12 protein-coding genes are annotated in these 18,516 nt (G+C 48.1%); all 12 read right to left on the bottom strand.

From position 1 onward, the window contains the following. Positions 1 to 3 precede the first annotated feature (3 nt). Complete coding sequence (locus tag AC0YN6_RS04630; protein WP_475745443.1) at positions 4 to 1,563, bottom strand: nucleoporin-interacting protein; 1,560 nt, start codon at positions 1,561 to 1,563, stop codon at positions 4 to 6. Positions 1,564 to 1,595: 32 nt separating this feature from the next. Then, entirely contained in the window at positions 1,596 to 2,363 is a 768-nt protein-coding gene (locus AC0YN6_RS04635) for a glycosyltransferase family 2 protein (RefSeq protein ID WP_475745444.1), read from the bottom strand. Between the two features lie 43 nt (positions 2,364 to 2,406). Beyond that, entirely contained in the window at positions 2,407 to 3,879 is a 1,473-nt protein-coding gene (locus AC0YN6_RS04640) for an alkaline phosphatase family protein (RefSeq protein ID WP_475745445.1), read from the bottom strand. Beyond that, a complete protein-coding gene (locus AC0YN6_RS04645; RefSeq protein WP_475745446.1) occupies positions 3,876 to 4,838 on the bottom strand; it encodes a lysylphosphatidylglycerol synthase transmembrane domain-containing protein in 963 nt (320 codons plus the stop codon). The genes AC0YN6_RS04640 and AC0YN6_RS04645 overlap by 4 nt, the downstream gene beginning before the upstream one ends. Continuing rightward, positions 4,835 to 5,197, bottom strand: coding sequence for a hypothetical protein (locus tag AC0YN6_RS04650; RefSeq protein WP_475745447.1), 363 nt, complete (start codon positions 5,195 to 5,197; stop codon positions 4,835 to 4,837). Before AC0YN6_RS04650 ends, AC0YN6_RS04645 begins: the two co-directional genes overlap by 4 nt. 285 nt (positions 5,198 to 5,482) lie before the next feature. Then, the gene (locus tag AC0YN6_RS04655; RefSeq protein ID WP_475745448.1) at positions 5,483 to 5,701 is read right to left on the bottom strand and encodes a DUF3955 domain-containing protein; all 219 of its coding nucleotides are present in this window, start codon (positions 5,699 to 5,701) and stop codon (positions 5,483 to 5,485) included. A gap of 205 nt (positions 5,702 to 5,906) precedes the next feature. Then, positions 5,907 to 7,112 (bottom strand): stage II sporulation protein P, encoded by a 1,206-nt coding sequence (gene spoIIP, locus AC0YN6_RS04660; protein ID WP_475745449.1) that lies wholly within the window; start codon positions 7,110 to 7,112, stop codon positions 5,907 to 5,909. A gap of 104 nt (positions 7,113 to 7,216) precedes the next feature. Further along, complete coding sequence (locus AC0YN6_RS04665) at positions 7,217 to 8,971, bottom strand: sensor histidine kinase (protein ID WP_475745450.1); 1,755 nt, start codon at positions 8,969 to 8,971, stop codon at positions 7,217 to 7,219. A gap of 146 nt (positions 8,972 to 9,117) precedes the next feature. Continuing rightward, positions 9,118 to 12,228 (bottom strand): beta-galactosidase, encoded by a 3,111-nt coding sequence (locus AC0YN6_RS04670; protein WP_475745451.1) that lies wholly within the window; start codon positions 12,226 to 12,228, stop codon positions 9,118 to 9,120. Between the two features lie 170 nt (positions 12,229 to 12,398). Continuing rightward, positions 12,399 to 13,718 carry a glycoside hydrolase family 125 protein gene (locus tag AC0YN6_RS04675; RefSeq protein WP_475745452.1) on the bottom strand — a complete coding sequence of 440 codons (1,320 nt, stop codon included), beginning with the start codon at positions 13,716 to 13,718 and terminating at the stop codon, positions 12,399 to 12,401. 26 nt (positions 13,719 to 13,744) lie between these two features. Next, on the bottom strand, positions 13,745 to 16,057 hold the full coding sequence (locus tag AC0YN6_RS04680; protein ID WP_475745453.1) for a glycoside hydrolase family 3 N-terminal domain-containing protein: 2,313 nt from the start codon (positions 16,055 to 16,057) through the stop codon (positions 13,745 to 13,747). Continuing rightward, positions 16,051 to 18,504: a glycoside hydrolase family 38 N-terminal domain-containing protein gene (locus AC0YN6_RS04685; protein WP_475745454.1), complete on the bottom strand. Its 2,454-nt coding sequence runs from the start codon at positions 18,502 to 18,504 to the stop codon at positions 16,051 to 16,053. The genes AC0YN6_RS04680 and AC0YN6_RS04685 overlap by 7 nt, the downstream gene beginning before the upstream one ends. Positions 18,505 to 18,516: the final 12 nt, after the last annotated feature.

The raw sequence follows: 18,516 nt of genomic DNA on the forward strand, positions 1-18,516 counted from the left end.
TGTTTACTCTTTTTCCTTTTGGAGATCATTTGGTCCGATCCATTCGTAAAGGGTAATCCGGGAATAGACCGGGTCAAATAAATCATCTGACACAAACTTTGCAACCGGGATAACCTGTGATCCCGCATTGGCATTTTGCTGCAAAAAACCATTTAGCACATGATCCGTCAAAAATACCCGCTGCCCATCCCCCGTCTGCGATAAGGAATGAAAGTAATCGAATGTCAAAATTTTTCGATGCTCATATCCGGCTTCCAAATAGCGGAGTACCCGGGTTTCTTCCCATGTGTACAGAACAAACGGTTGGTTCAAAGCTTCCATATAGTCGTTCAATTGATAGACAGCAGGCGTTTGCTCGGCTTGAAGCTTAAGCAATTGAGCTCCTATTGCAATTTGAACGGCGATAACGGCAGCTAAGGAAAGATAGATTGCTGCTGGCATATCCCACTTCCAACGGCGGATATCGCTCGAAGCTCTGTTTAATAACTCTGCTGTTTTTAATGCTGAAGCATAAAGGACCAGAATCATTGGACCAGCAACGGGCGCAATATGGCGAGGCTTTTCAATATTTTGGCCCAATAAAACCCATACTCCATATGCAGCCAGACAAACCCACAGCCATTTGCCGAATTTCCTATCCGCAGTAACATCCCGTATGCTGCCTCTTAGCTTCCACATCCCAAAGCCCGTCAAAGCTAACAGCAGTAAATAAAGCAAAGCCAGTGCTGACGAACGGCTAAACCATACGTCACGAATCAAGTGATCCGAGATTAGCGTTACAAAGCGCGTGCCGAGTGGTACCTGCGAGTCTGCGACCCCGCCGCCCCATTCGGAGAAATGTCCAGAGACAAATGCTAGGGACAGCTTCCAGAAACCTTGCAGCGTACCTTCGGATTGGATTAGGCCGCCAATCCAAATGAGCTGCGCGCCTCCAGCGGCTGCCAGTGCCAAAACCAATCTTCGAAGCCTATTGTGGCTGTCCTTAAGACTCGTATATTGGAAAACAAGCAGCAGTAGCAAGGCAATGCCAAAAGGGAAGTAGGATAATCGAATCCCCATTAGTACACTGAACAATAGCAGCGAGGTTCCCAGGCGAGCGTTGGATTTAGGACGGTCTGCAGCCCATCGCACACTCCAGAGATACCACCACAGCACGGCGATGCCCGCGCATTCAGACATAGGCCGAGAGCCCATTAGCCATAAATAAGGCAAAGATTGAACGCCCACCGCTGCCCATACTGCGGGAACCAGCCCGATGTATCGTTTGGCTAACAACGTAATGGGAATCGCTGCGCTTAAGGCAAGCATCGCATTCCATATAATCAAGGATTGGACCGGATCAGTCACCCACTCATGAACCAGCTTCGCTCCCGCAATAAAATACGGGTATCCCGGAAAATGGGGCTGCATTGCGAGCAGGTCGAACCGGTCCACCGCGAGCACAAAATCCACCTCGTCCCATGAGCGTACATAGGGACTAGAGAAAAACAGATTGAAACAAAAAAGGAAGAGAAGGACGATAGAGGCAGCGCTTATCGATATACGGCGAACGAGTCGAAACAATATTTTCTGATCCCCTCTCGTTGCGATAACCGTTACGCTTGCTGGCCCGAGGTATCCTGCACTTGCCTGTTTCGGGCAAAGGATGAACCGCGCAGAGCAGGCCGCTTCATTTCCTTATAAATAGCCGGAATGACGGAATTGACATATTGCCGGAATTTAATGAAGGACTGCCCCTGTGTCCTCACCTTGTAGGCGATAGGAACCTCTTGCAGACGGAAGCCCTTCCGCAGCAAATTCAAGGTCAACACTTGTGCGTAATTGTAATCATGAATGATTTCCGCGCTTTCCATCGCTTCCCGAGAAAAGCCTCGCATGCCGGATTGGCCGTCATAAATCCATTTGCGCAGCAGCACAGACTGGAGCAGTGTAAAAAAATAATTCCCCAGCCTGCGATGCAGCTTCATCCCTGCGATGCTCCCCTTAAATCGCGAACCGAACGTGTAGTCTGCCGTCCTATCCATAATGGGAGCGATAACCTCTGGAATTTGCTCTGGCGGGTATTCATTGTCTGCATCAATCATCAAACCAATATCCGCATCCAGCAGGCAGGATTGTCTCAGTCCTTCTCTAACCGCAGCCCCTAAGCCCCTATTTTTCTCAAAGGAATGGACATAGTCCGCTCCTGCTTCCTTCGCTATCTCTACTGTTCGATCGGTCGAGCCATCATCGATAATGATGACTTTTACGTCATAATTAGGATGGAAGTCTCTCGAGACGCGAGAAATGACACTCGCGATGTTTGCTTCTTCATTGTGTGCAGGTATGAATACGACAAGTTTTTTGTTACCGCTTGATTTCATGGGATTCCTCTTTTCATTAAGCCATTTCCTTGATGTTGAGGTATTAACGCTTGAACGCATCCGTCAACACCCGACCGCGGCTGGCGCTTGGATAGGGTGCGCCCAATAAGTAGGCTAGCGTTGGTGCCATAGAAATCAATGAATTTCTTTCATCGATTCTGTAGCCTTGGCGAATGGTTGGACCATGCAGGAAGAAGGGGACAAACCGTTCACCTTCGTCAAGGTGGCCATGCCCGCCGATACCGTCCGCCTGCCCGTGGTCGGCGCAAACGATAAGCGTTGTATTTTCCATCATGCCTTGATCGGTCAGCCAACCGACAAATTCCTCAACCAACCTGTCTGCCTCGGCGATTTTCTCTAAATATTCATCGTACAGCACGCCCATGCTGTGTCCGGTTTGGTCAACGGCAATCATCTGAACGACGAATAAATCAGGGTTTTGTTCGGCCATTATCTTCTTGGAGCGGTCGATGATATTGCGGTCAGCTTTGTCATTGTGCATAACGGCAGTTACGCTTTCCACATCGTCGCCCATGGAGTCAATCAGATGGGCAATACCTAGCAAACGTCCACGCTTCCCAACCTTCCGCAGCGAATCAAAAATACTTTCCACCCGAATTCCCAGCCTCCAAACCATATTGGAACGTATACCGTGGTCTTTGGGATGGGCACCGGTAAACATGGATGAGAAACAAACGACCGTTCTTGCGGGATAAACCGTCTCCATCTGCGTATACTCTGTTCCTTCCGAACGCAGCTTCTTCAGAAATGGAGCATCGGCTTCTTCAAAGCGCTCCTTGCGCATACCGTCAATGACAATTACAATTACCTTCTCATTGGTGGCCTTTCCCGTCATATCAGGCCCATCTGTGAATCGTGTCGTCTCTTTGGGTTTCCAATCAAAAAGGTTTGCATGCAGAATCCAGCTATATAAACACAAGCACGCTGTGAATATGCCCAATAATATAACATCATCCGCAAACCCGGCAGCGGGCCAAGAGGACCCTCCTAAAGGAAACAGCAGTATGTAAAAATGATTCCATAGCAACAAGAGCAGCAGCAGCTTCGGCAGTTGTTCCTGTGCGTTACCGCTGGTCGAATCGCTGTTCTTGAGCACGAGCTTCCAGAAGCGTCTAAAGTTCCACCATGACGTACCGATTCGCATTCGGTAATAAAACGTCCCCCAGAAAAACACGGTGAAGAAAAAATACAATCCTATTGCCGCCGCATGAAGGGAAAGATTCTGAGGTTCCCATAAAAGTAACGCAGCCACAAGCGGCAACCATAAGTAGTTCCTTAGAAAAAGCGGGAAATCGAAATAATAGAATAAAAAAAACAAAGGTAACATCAGCAGCAGACTTAAGCCGCTACCCGCCCAAAAACGGCTGTCCAGCCACTGATCAGACCGATACAGCAAAAATACGGATGTGGCAAAAATCGGCGTAAACGGCTTGCCCTCGTTCAGAAGGTTCCAACATCTAGCCGCTACAATTTCAAAAGGAGAAGCTTGTTTCATAAGGATGTCCTTTCACGCGTTTGATTCGTATTGAGAGAAGGCTTTCGCTGTATTTGGATCCATTTCTTGGCTTCATGCAGACCAATCGGCATTCGAATCAAAGAAAAAGAACCCAGAATAAAGGCAACAGCGAATTTGAATGTATGTGTCAACAAAGCGGTAGTATAGGCTTCTTCCCAGCTAACTCCAAGCACCGCCAACGAGCCGCTTAACGTACTCTCATAGGTACCAATTCCACCTGGTGTTACATGAAAGATTTGGCCTCCAATTGTAACGCTGTTAGCCCAAATGGACGAAGCGGCGCTTAACTGTATGCCTCCCATATGGGCAATACCAAACAAGATTACCGCTTCCAATATCCAACTTACGGCAACAAGACCTAGGATATAGGGGCCTTGCCTTGATATAACGATTGCCTTGAGCTGCTCCCAGTGCCGATTGGCAAATGGCCAGCGCTGAATCGGAAACCATCTCAAAGCTACTACTGCAAAAATGACGATTGCTGCCATGACAGCAAATACAAGCCATGATATTTTCAGTCCTAACCACAACATGCCAATAGCCGATATCATTCCTAGCACAAGTAAGTCCGTTAAACGCATAATCACAACGGTGTGTAGAGCAGCATCCCACCTCATACGCGCCTTCTTCATTAAAATACCTGTGCGCACAAAATCGCCAACTTTGATTGGAAGCAAATGGTTGAACAGTAAGCTGTAAAAAATGCCATGCAAGTACATTCCAATTGCATGTTCACGGCCTGCGTAAGCTTGCCACGCCGCAGCTTTGAGAACAAAAGATAAAAGATAAACAGCAAACATGATTAATAGCCATCCCGGCTGAACGAGTACAATGCGTAACTGTTCGAGCAGTTGATTCAAGTCAAACAGCTGCCAGCTCAGAAGTAAAAAAACAACGAAGATGGCAAGTCCGGCGAATCCGCTAAGTTTTCTCATCATCCCGCATTGGCGCCATTTGACAGTTTAGGTTCCCCAGTGAAAACGAGATCCGGGTAGCGTTCCAACCACTTTTGCCAATCACGGTTCGCCTCCTCCCAGACCCGCACTCCGTTATCCGTAATGACCATACATTCACCGTCCTCCTCTGCCCTCACTATTAATCCGCTAACGGTCAAACTTTGGGTCACTTTGATTACGGATTGAGCCGGCATCATCAGAAGCGTCGAGAGCTCCTCTAACGTTATTCTTTCTCGTTCAAGCAGGATTCCTAGTACTCTATATTTGCTTCGTTGTGATCGATGTTTCAAATTAGCATTTCGATGATGCTTTCTGGTCCTGTATTGTGTACCAGCATCCAACTCTCTACCACCCTCTTTTAATGCAACTCGATCTTGATAATGATTATCATTCCGAAGACATTTTTCATTATATCTAGTGAAAATGAGAAAATGATGTGAAAATGAAATATTTTTACGATCTATTTAAATAGCTGCATAGCTTGCATGAAAATGGATCCGAAAATGCTTCAAATGGTAGTGACTAGAACAGATCATTTTGCATGCAAAAAAACCGGTTTTTCCTTCACTAGGAATTACCGGTTTCCGTGTTTGAGATACAGAGTGGACACAATAGTTTGTCGTAAATCAACTACGTTTTGTTTTTTTAAACACCGAGCTTAAAGCTACAAACAACAATGAAATCGTACCACTAAACAAAAATAAATAACTTAATGGTATTAAAAAGAAGAATGGTTCGATCAGAGTACCGTCTGGTGCAATATCCGCACTAGTTAAAGAAGAAATAATCAAACATATAACCCCTAAATATATTGGTGTGGCCGCTAATACATACTTTTTTTTCATTATAATTTCTCCTTCGTAGTAAACTAACAACATATTAATACAAAATATATCTCAAGTCAATTGTTATTTATCGTTTTACAATATATTTTTGTCGATAACATCATCCTATCACTTCTTACAACTGAGAATACAACAAAAAAAAGCAAGGATACTTCCCCTGCTTTTTAAGCATTAATCATTTTAATGATAATTTTGATTATTCCATTCAATTCATTGATTTATAATACTCCGCAAACACGTCAGCGAAAGCCTCAGCGGTTTGTAGATTTTCATTCAGTGTATTATTTACTCCTCCGAATTCCAGCAGCAGACTTCCGTTAGAGACGGACTGGTTGTATTCGGCATTTCCTTGATGAGCGCTTTTTAAAATAACACCTCTCGAGATGCCAGGATACTTCTTGTTCAATCGCGCATCTAATGCTTCAGCGAACTTTTTGTTTTCCTTGTGGGTGGGATTAACATCTCCAATGACGAACAAAATCCTAGCATACGTTTTTCCATTAATTACAACCGTTGTTTTGCTGCGTGGAACATCCGCATCCCGGTGAATATCGAAGAAATAAGAAAGGGATGTATGAGACTTCATCGCCTTGTCTACCGCTTTGCGCGATTCGCTGTAGGCTTTCGTGAAGCTTAGTTTCTGTTCATTCAACCTTTTTGCAAAGTCGGTCTGTTCAACAATGGATGATATTCCTTTTTTCTCTAGACTCTCTGCTAGCTTCTTGCCAACAAGTGTAATGTTCACTTTCGGATCATCGAAGGAAATACCACTTGTATTGCCCGATACATCTTTCCAGGACTCTCGATTATGTGAATGATAAATGTATACTTTGCTGCCGTTTTTTTTGGCAACACCGGTATTCACGACCCAATTGGCAACGTAAGCCGTTCCTCCGCTTGGCAGCGATACTTTATACCAATCTCCATCTAATCCGACTACAGGAAACGATTCGCCTGCCCTTGCCTTGGTAACAATCTCATAATCCAGCCCCGGTCCTTTGCGTAAATTAGTAGTGTCCACTATATTTACTATGGCTTCCTTATGCTGCTCGCTGCTATTGCCCTCAATGGTTTCCACTACCCAATTGGCAACATATGCCGTCCCGCCGCTGGAAAGCGATACTTTATACCATTCCCCTTTCGAGCCAACGACCGGATAAGTATCTCCAGCCTTCGCTTTGGCAACAACCTCATATTCAAGTCCCGGTCCTTTGCGCAAATTGGTAATATCTACGATTTTAGCGACAGTTGCGTTATTTTGAGTGGTTTTATTCTGTGCGAACTGTTGAGCTCCCGCATTCAGCGTTTTTCCTGCCGACAAGCTCTGAATGGACGCATACGCCGAATCAGATCCCCCTGCTATTAAAGAAAGTATGATGGTTCCACCCAATATTTGATTTCGTAATTTCAAAGCTAGTTTTCCTCCATTTCAAGAACTTGTTCTACGAGTTTCGACATCAATGGAGGAAAATCCTTCTAATATACAATTTAAAGCGCGAAAATGAGAATAAATTCCTAGTAAACTTTAAATTGATCCTCCTCCGTGTAGGCAATCATTAATTCAACCCTTAAGCCCCCCCATACACTTCTCGTTGCTCTCAATCCGAAGTTTTCTCCGTATTTCAACTGCAAGCGGCGATGAACGTTGAATAAGCCGGTGTATTCCGTAATGGCATTATTCGATCGCAGTTGCTCCTGAATCTTCATTAACTTGTTGTCGAGTAGTTTTTCCCCGTTATCTTCTACAATAATAAGCAAATCCCTATCTTTATCGGAAAACTGAATACTTAATCTTCCTCCATCTACCTTTTCTTCAAGTCCGTGAATATAAGCGTTTTCAACTAAGGGCTGCAAAATAATGCGGGGCACCATCATCTTGGCATATTTCTCCGGCACCTCACCCCACTCTACCTGGAGATTCCGGTCAAACCGTATGGATTGAATATTCGTGTAGGTTCTGGCATGACTTATCTCCTGCTCCAAGGTAATCTGCTCCGATCCTGTTCTCGTAATAAACTTAAAATAATTGGCCAAATACTGCATCATCGTTTCCGCAGTCGCATTATCGTTCATCCGCACTAATCCTTGCAATATGAAAAAGCTGTTATACAAAAAATGCGGATTGATCTGTGATTGCAATTGCTTTAGTTCAGATTGCTGCCCCCGGATTCGTTCCTCGTAAACTTCACGAATAAGAAGGTCCAAATGTCTGACCATCGCGTTAAACTGCTCATACAAATAATAAAATTCATCCTTGTTATGGTGGTAGATCTCAACTTTTAAATTTCCTTTCTCCACTTGGCGAAACGAAATAACTAGCCGCTTCAAGGGCTGGTGGATTAGGCGGAATATCCAATAGGCGAATAATACGAGAACAGCGGTAGAAATGATTGAGAGCATCCATAGCAAGGTCCGATACTTCGCCAATGACCCAAGCACTTGTTCTTCCGGAAAGTAGACAGCCAAATAAGTGTTCAGCAGACTCGAATATTCGAAAGTGGCTATATAGTCAACACCTTGCACAGTTATTCTGCCTTGAGCACTTGTTTTGTCCTTAAACCGCGGCTCCGAAATAAGTTTCTGCAAAGCGACCTGTATGTTCTTGTCACTCTTTCCGTCAGTGAATATCCAATCTTGTTGAAAGTTTATGAAAGCGGCACCTGAATATTTCACTTGACTAATCTGGTTAAGCGTATGCCTAAGCTGTTCCATCGATAGCTCTACAGCTAACGCAATCGTCAAATTCACACGCTGGAACGGAGGCGGATAGATTTCGCTTAGATACAGTTGATTATTCCAGAATGTTAAAGGATCGCTGTAACTTTTATGCGATGTTTCAAGCGCCTCAAGCTCATCCTCGGCGATTTGGTTGTCGAAGCTGTTAGCGAAGATCCCTCTTCCAAGCGATGGTATATACACTTTGACATCATCTACATATGGGCTTGAAGTTTTGAGAAGATTTAGCTTGTTCTTAATGCTTAATATCGTTTGCGCGCGCGTATAATCGTCCATTGCATCAGCAATCGTTCTAATTTTGAGGAAATCGTCATCGAAGATGAGCTCCTTGTTCAATCGCATGATCCGCTGCATTTCCGTTTCAAAGGAACTGACATAAAAATGAACGCTGGAGACGACTGATTTGGATATTTCGTTGTGGACGTTTTCTTCCGCTGTCTGATTCATATAAAAACTGATGCCATAGATGGGAAGCATAACAAATAGCAGGCAGGCGACTAGCTTTGTGAAAATGCTGAATTTTCTGATGGTCATAGGCAATCTCATTGACATCACATCCTTATTCGAGCAATATTTCATGCCACAGGAGAAATGGAAAATAACTCGGCAAACGCTGCATAGCCAATAAAGAGGCTGTCCTTGTCACAATGACACAAGACAGCCTCTCCGGCAACAATGATCTATGAATGAACGACTTCCATAACGCTGACATGGTCCGGACGATACACTGAGATCAAATGCCCCTTATGATCAGCGGCGAACATAACTGTCCTTTCCCTCTCCAAGTTGAATGCGTACCCGGTACCCGTCCTCGGATCGCGAACCTCCACATCGACGTCGATGCTATACTCAGATACGAAAATGTAGAGACTTCCCTTCGCGAAGGAAAGCTTGCGGCCATAGACACCCGGAAGGTCTCCGCCGCTCCGCCATTCCAGCTCATGCTCCGCTCCTGACACTTTTAACGCTTCAGCGTACAACGCTTGCAGCGGTTCCCACCGGTCATTCAGCTCCAGCGGAAGCGGACAATATATTATGCGGCCCGCTCCGAGCTCAACCGTGATCGGACTTTGAGCACCGTTCAGGCTGGAAATCGGCCGATCGATAGCAAGCGTGCCGATCTTGCGATCTCCGAACGAAACAGCATAATGCTTGCCGCTCAGTGACAGCACTTCTTCACGCAGCACATTGCCATGGACTGTTTCGGTGATCTCAGCCTGAAGCCGCTCAGCGGCAGGCCCCCAGTAAGCATCTCTACGAATTGGTCCTGTCCATAATACTGTGCTGCCTCGCTTCGCCAGTTCAATGATCTGTGCGAACGCTTCGTCACTGAAGTTATGAGCGCTTGGCACGATAATGAGTTTAGCAGGCTGGCGCTCTAATTGCTCGAGTTGGTACTCCCCGACGCCTCGTGGATGGATGTTCATTCCGTAGGCAAGTACTCGAATCGCCTGAGTTGTGGCCTGGAAAGCATGCTTCCGACTGGAAAAATCGTTGGAATAAGGATACACGACAGCGACATCCTCGAGCTCGCGTTCTTCGAAGAGACTGCCGATCTCGCCCATAAACCGACCGAAATCATACGATATGTCCGCCTCGGGTTTTTGAGTGCCGTCCGCGCGAAGCGCACCAATATTCGATTCATTCGCGTTATCCATGTAATAATTGATATTCCAGATCCATTGCACGGCTCCGGCGCCGCCGGTCGAAAACGCGTAGGCGTATTTTCTCTCCAATATGTTGCGCAGCTCTTCTTCGGTTCGCTTCGCTATACCGTCAGGACGCTGGATATGCATAATTCCTGTTTCCTGAATCAGATTAGGCTTATCCAGCGTCTTGGCAAAGATGCCGTCCCATACCAGTTGATCATTAAGCCACCAGCTGTGCACTGTCGTATAGTCTACCACCGGAGCGTAGAAGAAAGGCGACGGCCGCTGAGCTCCCAACCCCTCATCTTGTCCGACTGTCACAAGCTGCCTCGGATTCGATCGGCGTATCGCTTCCGTAAGCTCTGAAGCCCACTGATTATGCATGTCCATAGTGAACAACGAGTAATCAATCCATCGCCCCCACTTGTTCGGCTGCAGGACGCTGTCGAAGTGTGTATCGTTCGAATTCGGAGGCGTTGCTGCTTCAAAGGACGGAAGCTCGCCTGTCGTCATATTCCAACACTCCTGAAGCTTCGTGATGTTGTTTCCATGACGCTCCCGCAGCCAATTAGCGAACGCTTTGAGCTCGAAACGGTCCGCCAAAGTTCGCGGCCCCTCAAAAACTCGCTCAGGATCAAATAAGGACGGCTCGTTGATCAAATCCCAATGGACGTTTGTCGTACCGACGTGCCGGGATACAATAGAGGCGATAAAACGCTTCTGCGCTTCCACGGCTCTCGGATCCAAATACGGATTGACGCCATCCCAAGCTTCCGGAGCGAAGGAAAAAAACGTAAAGGTCACTTCGAGCTCATGCCGCTTCGCAGTCAGAACGAAAGCATCGATCGCCCGATTCACATCTTCTACGACATGTCCGTCAGTGAACATGATTGTCCGATATCCCGTCCAAATGCCGGTACGGATGAGGTTGATTCCTGCACGCTTCATCTCCGCCATATCCCGCTCCCAACGGTCTACGTTCGGCAAATGTAGAAATTTCCGTGATACGTCAGAAGTCATATAGGTCATGCCGACGATCGGGATCGGCTGACCGCCGCGAATGAAATAATCGCGGCCGCATTCCAGCGTCTCTCCGCATTGCAGCAGCTCCCGGTCCATTCCCCAGAAAGCTTGTCTCATTAGCCGGGCATCTCCTGCGTCCGAACGTGCTTCGCAGCTGATGCGATACAATCCTTTCTCCACGGCAATCGGAACCGCAATATGGATCAACTGCAAATCACGCTTATCCGTTCCTGTCTTGGCTTCTACCTTACCGCTCCAGACGGGCTCTTGCCCATCTTTGCCGACCGACAGTGTAAAAGTCCAATTCTGTTCCGGAATGGATGTCCGTGTCAGCGACTGCAGTTGCAGCGTTAACCTCGGCTGCTCTCCCAGCTCGAATACCGCGTAATTCGGCTTCAGCCACTGCTCCGTTACCCCGCGTCCCACATATTCCGCAAGCTCCTTAAGCAAGTTAAGACCGCCATTATTCCAGAAAGTCGACTGTAACGACTGATTAATAAGCACCCACCGTCCGCCGGCGAAATCTCCATTCGTATTTTCGATCAAAACTACCGGAGCGGCTCTCTCTCTCTCATCTCTATCAACACCTATCAACAGCGGATAAATATGAGCGTCCATCGGACCGCAAGAGCCCATCTCGCTCGGTACATCACTGGATTTCGTAGGATGTAGTGTAAGCCCCCAAGTTGATTCGATCGCAAAAAGGTTTTCTCTGCCTTGCAGCAACGGAAACTCGGAAGCAGCTGTCAATCGCTCAACCTTGCTTACATCTACAGGAAGGGCGTCGTGTATGTTCATCAGCTGGTGATAAGCGACTTGCTCCCGCTCCGCTCTCCAACCGCTGTCATCCTTTACAACGGGTTTACGGAAAGGAACGCCTCCCGCATAAATTAGACCTCCTCCATTCGCAAGGAATGTTTTTATGGAGTTCCATGCGGGTTTTGGGAAGTAAGCACCGTGCAAATATACTAGCGCATCCCAGCTCCCTTCCGCCAATCGATCTGACAACGTATTGGCATTTGCGATCTCCGCCCACGCCGTTGCTTGCTGGATAGCTTCCTCTGAAGGACGGGCCCCTTCGTAAGGAAACGTTATATCATAAAAAAGCAATGTTCTCATAATTACCTCCAGAACGATAAAATTATTATTTTTTATTATGGAATCTATAACATACTGGCCAACCAATCGTTTAATCGACGACGCATAAGAAATACCGGCCCGCTTCGGTACATTCCGCAGGTCGGTATTTCTAACTAACTAACTAACTAACTAACTAACTAACTATGTTTCTATAAAATTCCTTGTTGCAAAGCCTTCCACACCAAATGAGAGAACTGACTGTTTGACCAGGCGAACCAATCCCGCGTGAAGTTGGCGGGGTCGTCCATATGGAAGCCTTCATGCATAAAGCCCGTGTCGGCGTCCGTCGCCTCCATGATATCAATCATTTCTCTGATTTCATCTGGGTCTACGGCGGTCAAGCCTTGCATGGAATAAGCAAGATGCCACACGAAATCCGGCGGCGTATGAGGGCTGCCGATACCGCTAAGACTTTCGCCCTTGTAGTAATAAGGATTGTCTTCGCTTAATATGAAAGCGCGTGTGTTCAAATAAATAGGATCGCTTGCATCCGTGAAGCCGATATAAGGCGCAGATATCAGGCTTGGCGTTCCGGCGTCATCCATCAGGACGTGATTGCCGAAGCCGTCCGTCTCGAAGGCATACATGCGTCCGTACTTCGGATGTTCCACGATACCGTACAAATCAATGGCATGCCGGATTTCTTCTTCCATTACGGCCATGCGGGCAGCAAGCTTCTCATCCCGGTAAACGTGACGGACGATTTCCCCCATGTCGCGGAGTGTTACGGCAGCGAACATATTGGACGGAATGTTAAAATGGAAATCGCAAGCATCGTCGCTTGGACGGAAGCCAGACCAGATCATTCCGGTCTCGTTGACCGGCATACCGCGTCCCTGCCTACGCAGCGTATCAATCATAATTCCATTATGACGCTGGAACCGGTATGTCGAAAGCTCGCCATGCTGCTGCTCGATCTGCCAGAGATCCAGCATCGCCAGCAAAGAAGATTTGAATTGATCATTGAATATGCTCGTCCGGCCCGTCTCCTTCCAATAATGATAAGCTAGACGGAAAGAGAAGCACATGGAATCGAGCTCGAATTTGCGCTCCCACACCCACGGCGAGCTTTCCGTTTCGTCATCGGAGTTCCAATGCCAGTCATTAGCCGTTTCGTTAAAAGCATTGGCATACGGATCAATGCTAATATAAAACATATGGCGTTTAATGACTCCCTCCAAAATGCGCTGCAGCTCAGCGTCTTCCTTGGCGAAAGGCACGTAATGTATCACTTGCTCCGCGGAATCCCGCAGCCACATAGCGGGGATGTCTCCTGTTAGGACGAAGGTAGTCCCGTCCTCCATAAGCTTAGTTGTCGTCTCCAGCGTATTTGGGAAGCAGTTGCGAAACAATCGGCTAAGCTTCGGCCGATGAGCAAGCTGCTTCTCAGCTTCCTCCATTGCCTTTACGATGGAAGGCGGCAGCTTTAGCTTGGGCATATCAATTTGCGGCAAACGATGCGATTTCATAGTGCTGTTACATCCTCTCACAATAATTATTCGGAGGGCAGTACGTACAGGTCGGCCACAAGGAGCGACTCCGCATTTCCACCTATTTGGATTCGGAACTGTCCCGGTTCGACGATGCGGCGGAAGTCCTTTCCGACGTACTGCAATTGTTCCTCGTTAACTGTAAACCGAACGGTCTTCGTTTCACCAGGCTCCAATTGAATTTTTTGAAAACCTTTTAACTCCAAAGCTGGCCTCGTTACGGAGCTGACAACGTCCGTCACGTAAAGCTGTACGACTTCCTGTCCCGCCATACCGCCTGTATTCGTGACGTTTATGCTCACGATGCAGCTCTCATCCGGCCGCATATTAGGTACGCTTAGCGCGATGTTGTCATACCGGAAAGAAGTGTAGCTCAGGCCATAGCCGAATGGATATCTTGGCAATAAGTCCGTCTCTACGTACCGCTTGCCTCTGGTCCGCTTCGTATTGTAATAAATCGGAAGCTGTCCCGAATGCTTAGGGATAGATATCGTAAGCCTGCCGGACGGGTTGTAATCGCCGAAGAGAACATCAGCGATTGCATTGCCACCTTCCTGTCCGGGATACCAAGCCTCTAGTATCGCATCGGCGTGTTCGTCGATCCACGGTTCCACGATTGGCCGTCCGTTGATATAGACGACGATAAGCGGTTTGCCTGTCTTGTGAAGCTCTTTCAGCAACTCCAATTGAACGCCTGACAAGTTCAATTCCGCTCTGTCAAATCCTTCTCCGCAATCCATGTCGCTTAAGCCCGACTGATCCGTTATTATCGCGGCACCGGTCTTCAAATCAATCGTTCCTTCACCGAAGTCCCTTGCGCTGGAACCGCCTACAACGGCGATGATTGCATCTGCGTCCTGCGCGATTCGGATCGCAGGCTCGAACCCTTCCTTCGAAGGATCTTTAATACGGCAGCCCGGCGCATACATGACCTCGGTTTGTCCGACACATTTATGCTGAATGCCGTCTAATACCGTCACGATTCCGGAGCGCTCCTGCGGCGATGTATAATCACCTAATTGGTTATAAATGTTGTTCGCGTTAGGTCCGATGACTGCGAGTTTGCTCAGATCTGTTGACAACGGCAGCACTTGATTGTGATTCTTGAGCAATATTATGCTCTCTTGCGCCATCTGTCCCGCTAACTTGATATGGCTTTCTTGGCCGATAATCTCTGAAGCGCGATCTGGGTTGGCGTATGGCCGCTCGAACAAGCCTAACTCAAATTTCTGGTGAAGAATGCGGCGCACGGCAAGATCAATATCGTTTATAGAGACCTTTTGATTCTGCACGGCATGCAGCAAATGCTTGCCGAAGCTGTCTCCCGACATTTCCATATCGACGCCCGCAAGCAACGCCGCGCATGCCGCATCCTCCTCACTCTCCACTACTTGATGGCCGCTGCAAAGCATATTGATCGCTCCGCAATCCGTAATGACAAACCCGTCAAATCCCCATTGCTCTCTCAAAGTGCGCGTAAGCAGCTCATGATTCGATGTACATGGCACACCGTCGATTTCGTTGTATGCCGTCATGATCGACAGCGCGCCGGCTTTCACCGCTCGCTCGAATGGCAACAAATCCTTCTCGAGAAGCTCCCTCGCACCAATTCGAGCGGGTGCGGCGTTACGTCCGCCTTCGGAGCTGCCATAACCAGCGAAATGCTTCAGCGTAGCGATAACGGTATCATCGGAAGCGATAGACTCCCCTTGCAATCCTTCGACAGCAGCTGCTGCCATCTCTCCGATGAGATACGGATCTTCGCCGAAAGTCTCTTCCGTCCGTCCCCATCTAGCATCGCGGACCACGTCGAGGACGGGGGAATAGGTGACCGCGCCCCCTTGCACCCTCGTCTCAGCCGCAATCGCGCGGCATACTTCAAGGTACAGCGGCGTATTCCAGCTGCTGCCCATCGCGATCGGCACAGGGAATACTGTTGCGCCGATGGCCATATGCCCATGGGAGCATTCTTCGCCGAACAGTATCGGAATGCCAAGCCTCGTATGCTCAATCGCGTATTTCTGAATCAGGTTAATGACTTCTGCCCCTTCGCGGGGAGACAATCCCGACTCCAACGTCACCCCGGTCCAAGGATCGGCTCGCAAAACGCCGTAGAGTGAGCCGATCCCCCCGTTTTCGATATAGGAACGGAAAGTTTCCGTCAGCTCTATGCTGTCTTCCATCCGTTCGTAAGCCTGCCAGCCAAAGGGTTGGATCAGTTGACCGATTTTTTCCTCTAGCGTCATGCGTCCCAGCAGATCATGAACTCGCTCTTCCGTCGATATTGAAGCATCCAAATACTTTTTTACTTCTACCATTTCGATCTCCATGCCAAGATGCCGGCATTCATGCTGCGGCAAGCGGTCATCGCTGTCTCCGGGTTATCAAGAGCTTGTCCCCATGCGACAAAATATCGGAATTCATAGAAGCCGCCAAGCGTTGCCGTAAAGTTAGTTTCCCAATAATTGTTCATAGCCCAGGAATAGAGATGGCCTGGATCCTGCTCCAGCTTCTCGTCTCCGTTCAGTAAGCGGAAGCCGTGTTCAAGCTTGCCCAGTTGGATAAGCGGCGTATCCGGCATGGCGATCGACACCCCGCCTTGGCTTCCCACGTAAGCGACGCCTTCCCCAATACAATAATAATCGGCCAGACTGCCCGGAAGTTGATCCTTACGCGGACGGGCTAGTGCGTCCATCTTATCGATCCACAGCTGCTGCTCGCCGTCCATGATCGGCCCCCCGAACGGCAAGGAAATATAAAGATTTTCCGGATCCCATACGCTGTCCTTGTGCATTCGAACGGCCACATCCACACGTGCTGCGTTCGTATATGCCGTAACAAGCAAAGAATAATGCGTACATCCCGCCACTTCGAATGTCAATTGAACAGTTCCGTACACATCCCCCTGCGCGATCACTTCCGCACTCGTCATTACCCCGGTCGATACGACGGCATCCGCTCCTTTTCGGTTGCGGCCCATCTTCCGTCTAACTTCGTACATATCCTTTACACTGGAAGCACGCGTCATGTCATATACCGGCGAGAAGGCATGGTGATTGCGGTCTGAGCGCAGCATTTCCGTCCCAGTACTCTTGTCAAACCAGGATGTAATCCCTTCGCCTTTCTTCCATTCTATCCGGACAAACGGCGTTTCCAAATAAGTAGAGGTGAAATGGAAATCCTTCTTCACATGCGATACGTCGATATCCATCATTCTGTCCGACCCTACGTAGTCATCGCTGTAAGCAGTCTTTGTTTGACCATTCTTGACGGGATGAATCATCAACGTTTTCTCTTCTCCAGCCTGTAATGTCACTGGTATGCTGACAATGACGCCCCTCGGCGCTACTCTTAGCTGAGCAGGGTACACCTCACCGCTTCCTTCGTCGCGGGCTTCGAATCCGTCCTTAATCGGGTCATAGTGCCAACCTTCCATAATCAGATGCGCAACGTCTTCTTGCACGAACGGATTAGAATTGTGCAGCTTGAAGCGCATCGGCCGGTCTGGGGCAAGAAGCGCATCCCCTTTATGCTCCAAGATGTCATACAATGCACGATGTGCGAGCGTGCTCGCATTGGCAGCGAACGCCTCTTTACGGACACCCAGTTCCTGTACGAACGGATTCCACGGCTCTGTCACAGAGGAATGGTAGCCCCAAGTATGCTCAGCGAACAACGTCAGCTCATATTCCATCGCTTTCATCGCCTCAGAAGTCACGATCTCTCCGTTTGGATCAAGCTGCTTCACTTTCCGATAGACACGCTGCGCCTCTCGGAATACTTGCACATGCTTCGGCGTTGAACCTACACCATCTGTCCACCAGTCTGGCCAATCGCCCCGGAATACAGGAATATCGTCGGGATGCTGCTCTGCATGACTTCGTACCACGTCGAAAAATTGATCCAACGTACACGGTACAATTTTGATTTTTTCACTATGTTTGTCGTTCCATTGGTTCACGAAATCCATAAGCTGTGCATTGGGAGAGCTGTTGTCTGTCGGCAGCCCGGACATCATGACAGGTGCGAATTGGAACGGATATCCATCCGCATGCAACCGTTCCAAATACCTCGGAATACGCGCTTCCGCGATTTCAAACGTAATGCCCTTAGACGTATCAAATTCATCCTTAATCGTGTAAGAGCCTCCGATACCTGGCATTAGTCCCAAATCGTTGCCGAAGACGTAATGCTCCCCGTTCCATGTCAGAAGTCTTTCGCCATTTGGCATCTCCCACCAGAAAGGCTGCTGCTTATGCCAAAGCGGAAACATTGAATGATGAGTATGAATGCAGGTGATCATGTTTTGAATGCCCGCATTCAACAGCACCTCACCATACCCCCAGCTAAAGCCTGTAATATCGGCTGTCATGGCAGACTTCACCGGCACTCCGATCGACTCACCGTAATCGCGGACACGGCCGATCATCGCTTCAAGCAGATCTTTGCCGATCAACTCGCTCATATTGAGATAGGTGCCTGAAAGTCCGATATCTCCGCGCTTTACCGCTTCAACAAACTCTGACTTCTCCTGCTCAGTAGCCTTATCGAGGAACGCCTCAATCGGCCAAAAAGTTTCGCAGACCCATTTAAATCCATTCCACTCCGGACGGCGTCCAGCCTGAATTTCACGAAAGATATGGAGCGCCTGCCGAATAAAATCGACATGATATTGCTTTATCTTCTCTTGTCGCTCCGTATACCCCACATCAGTATGCGAGTGATGAATTGCATAAATTGTCCAAGATTTAGTTCCAGTCTCCATTAGCAATCTCTC

Source organism: Paenibacillus sp. J22P15, from assembly GCF_056269345.1.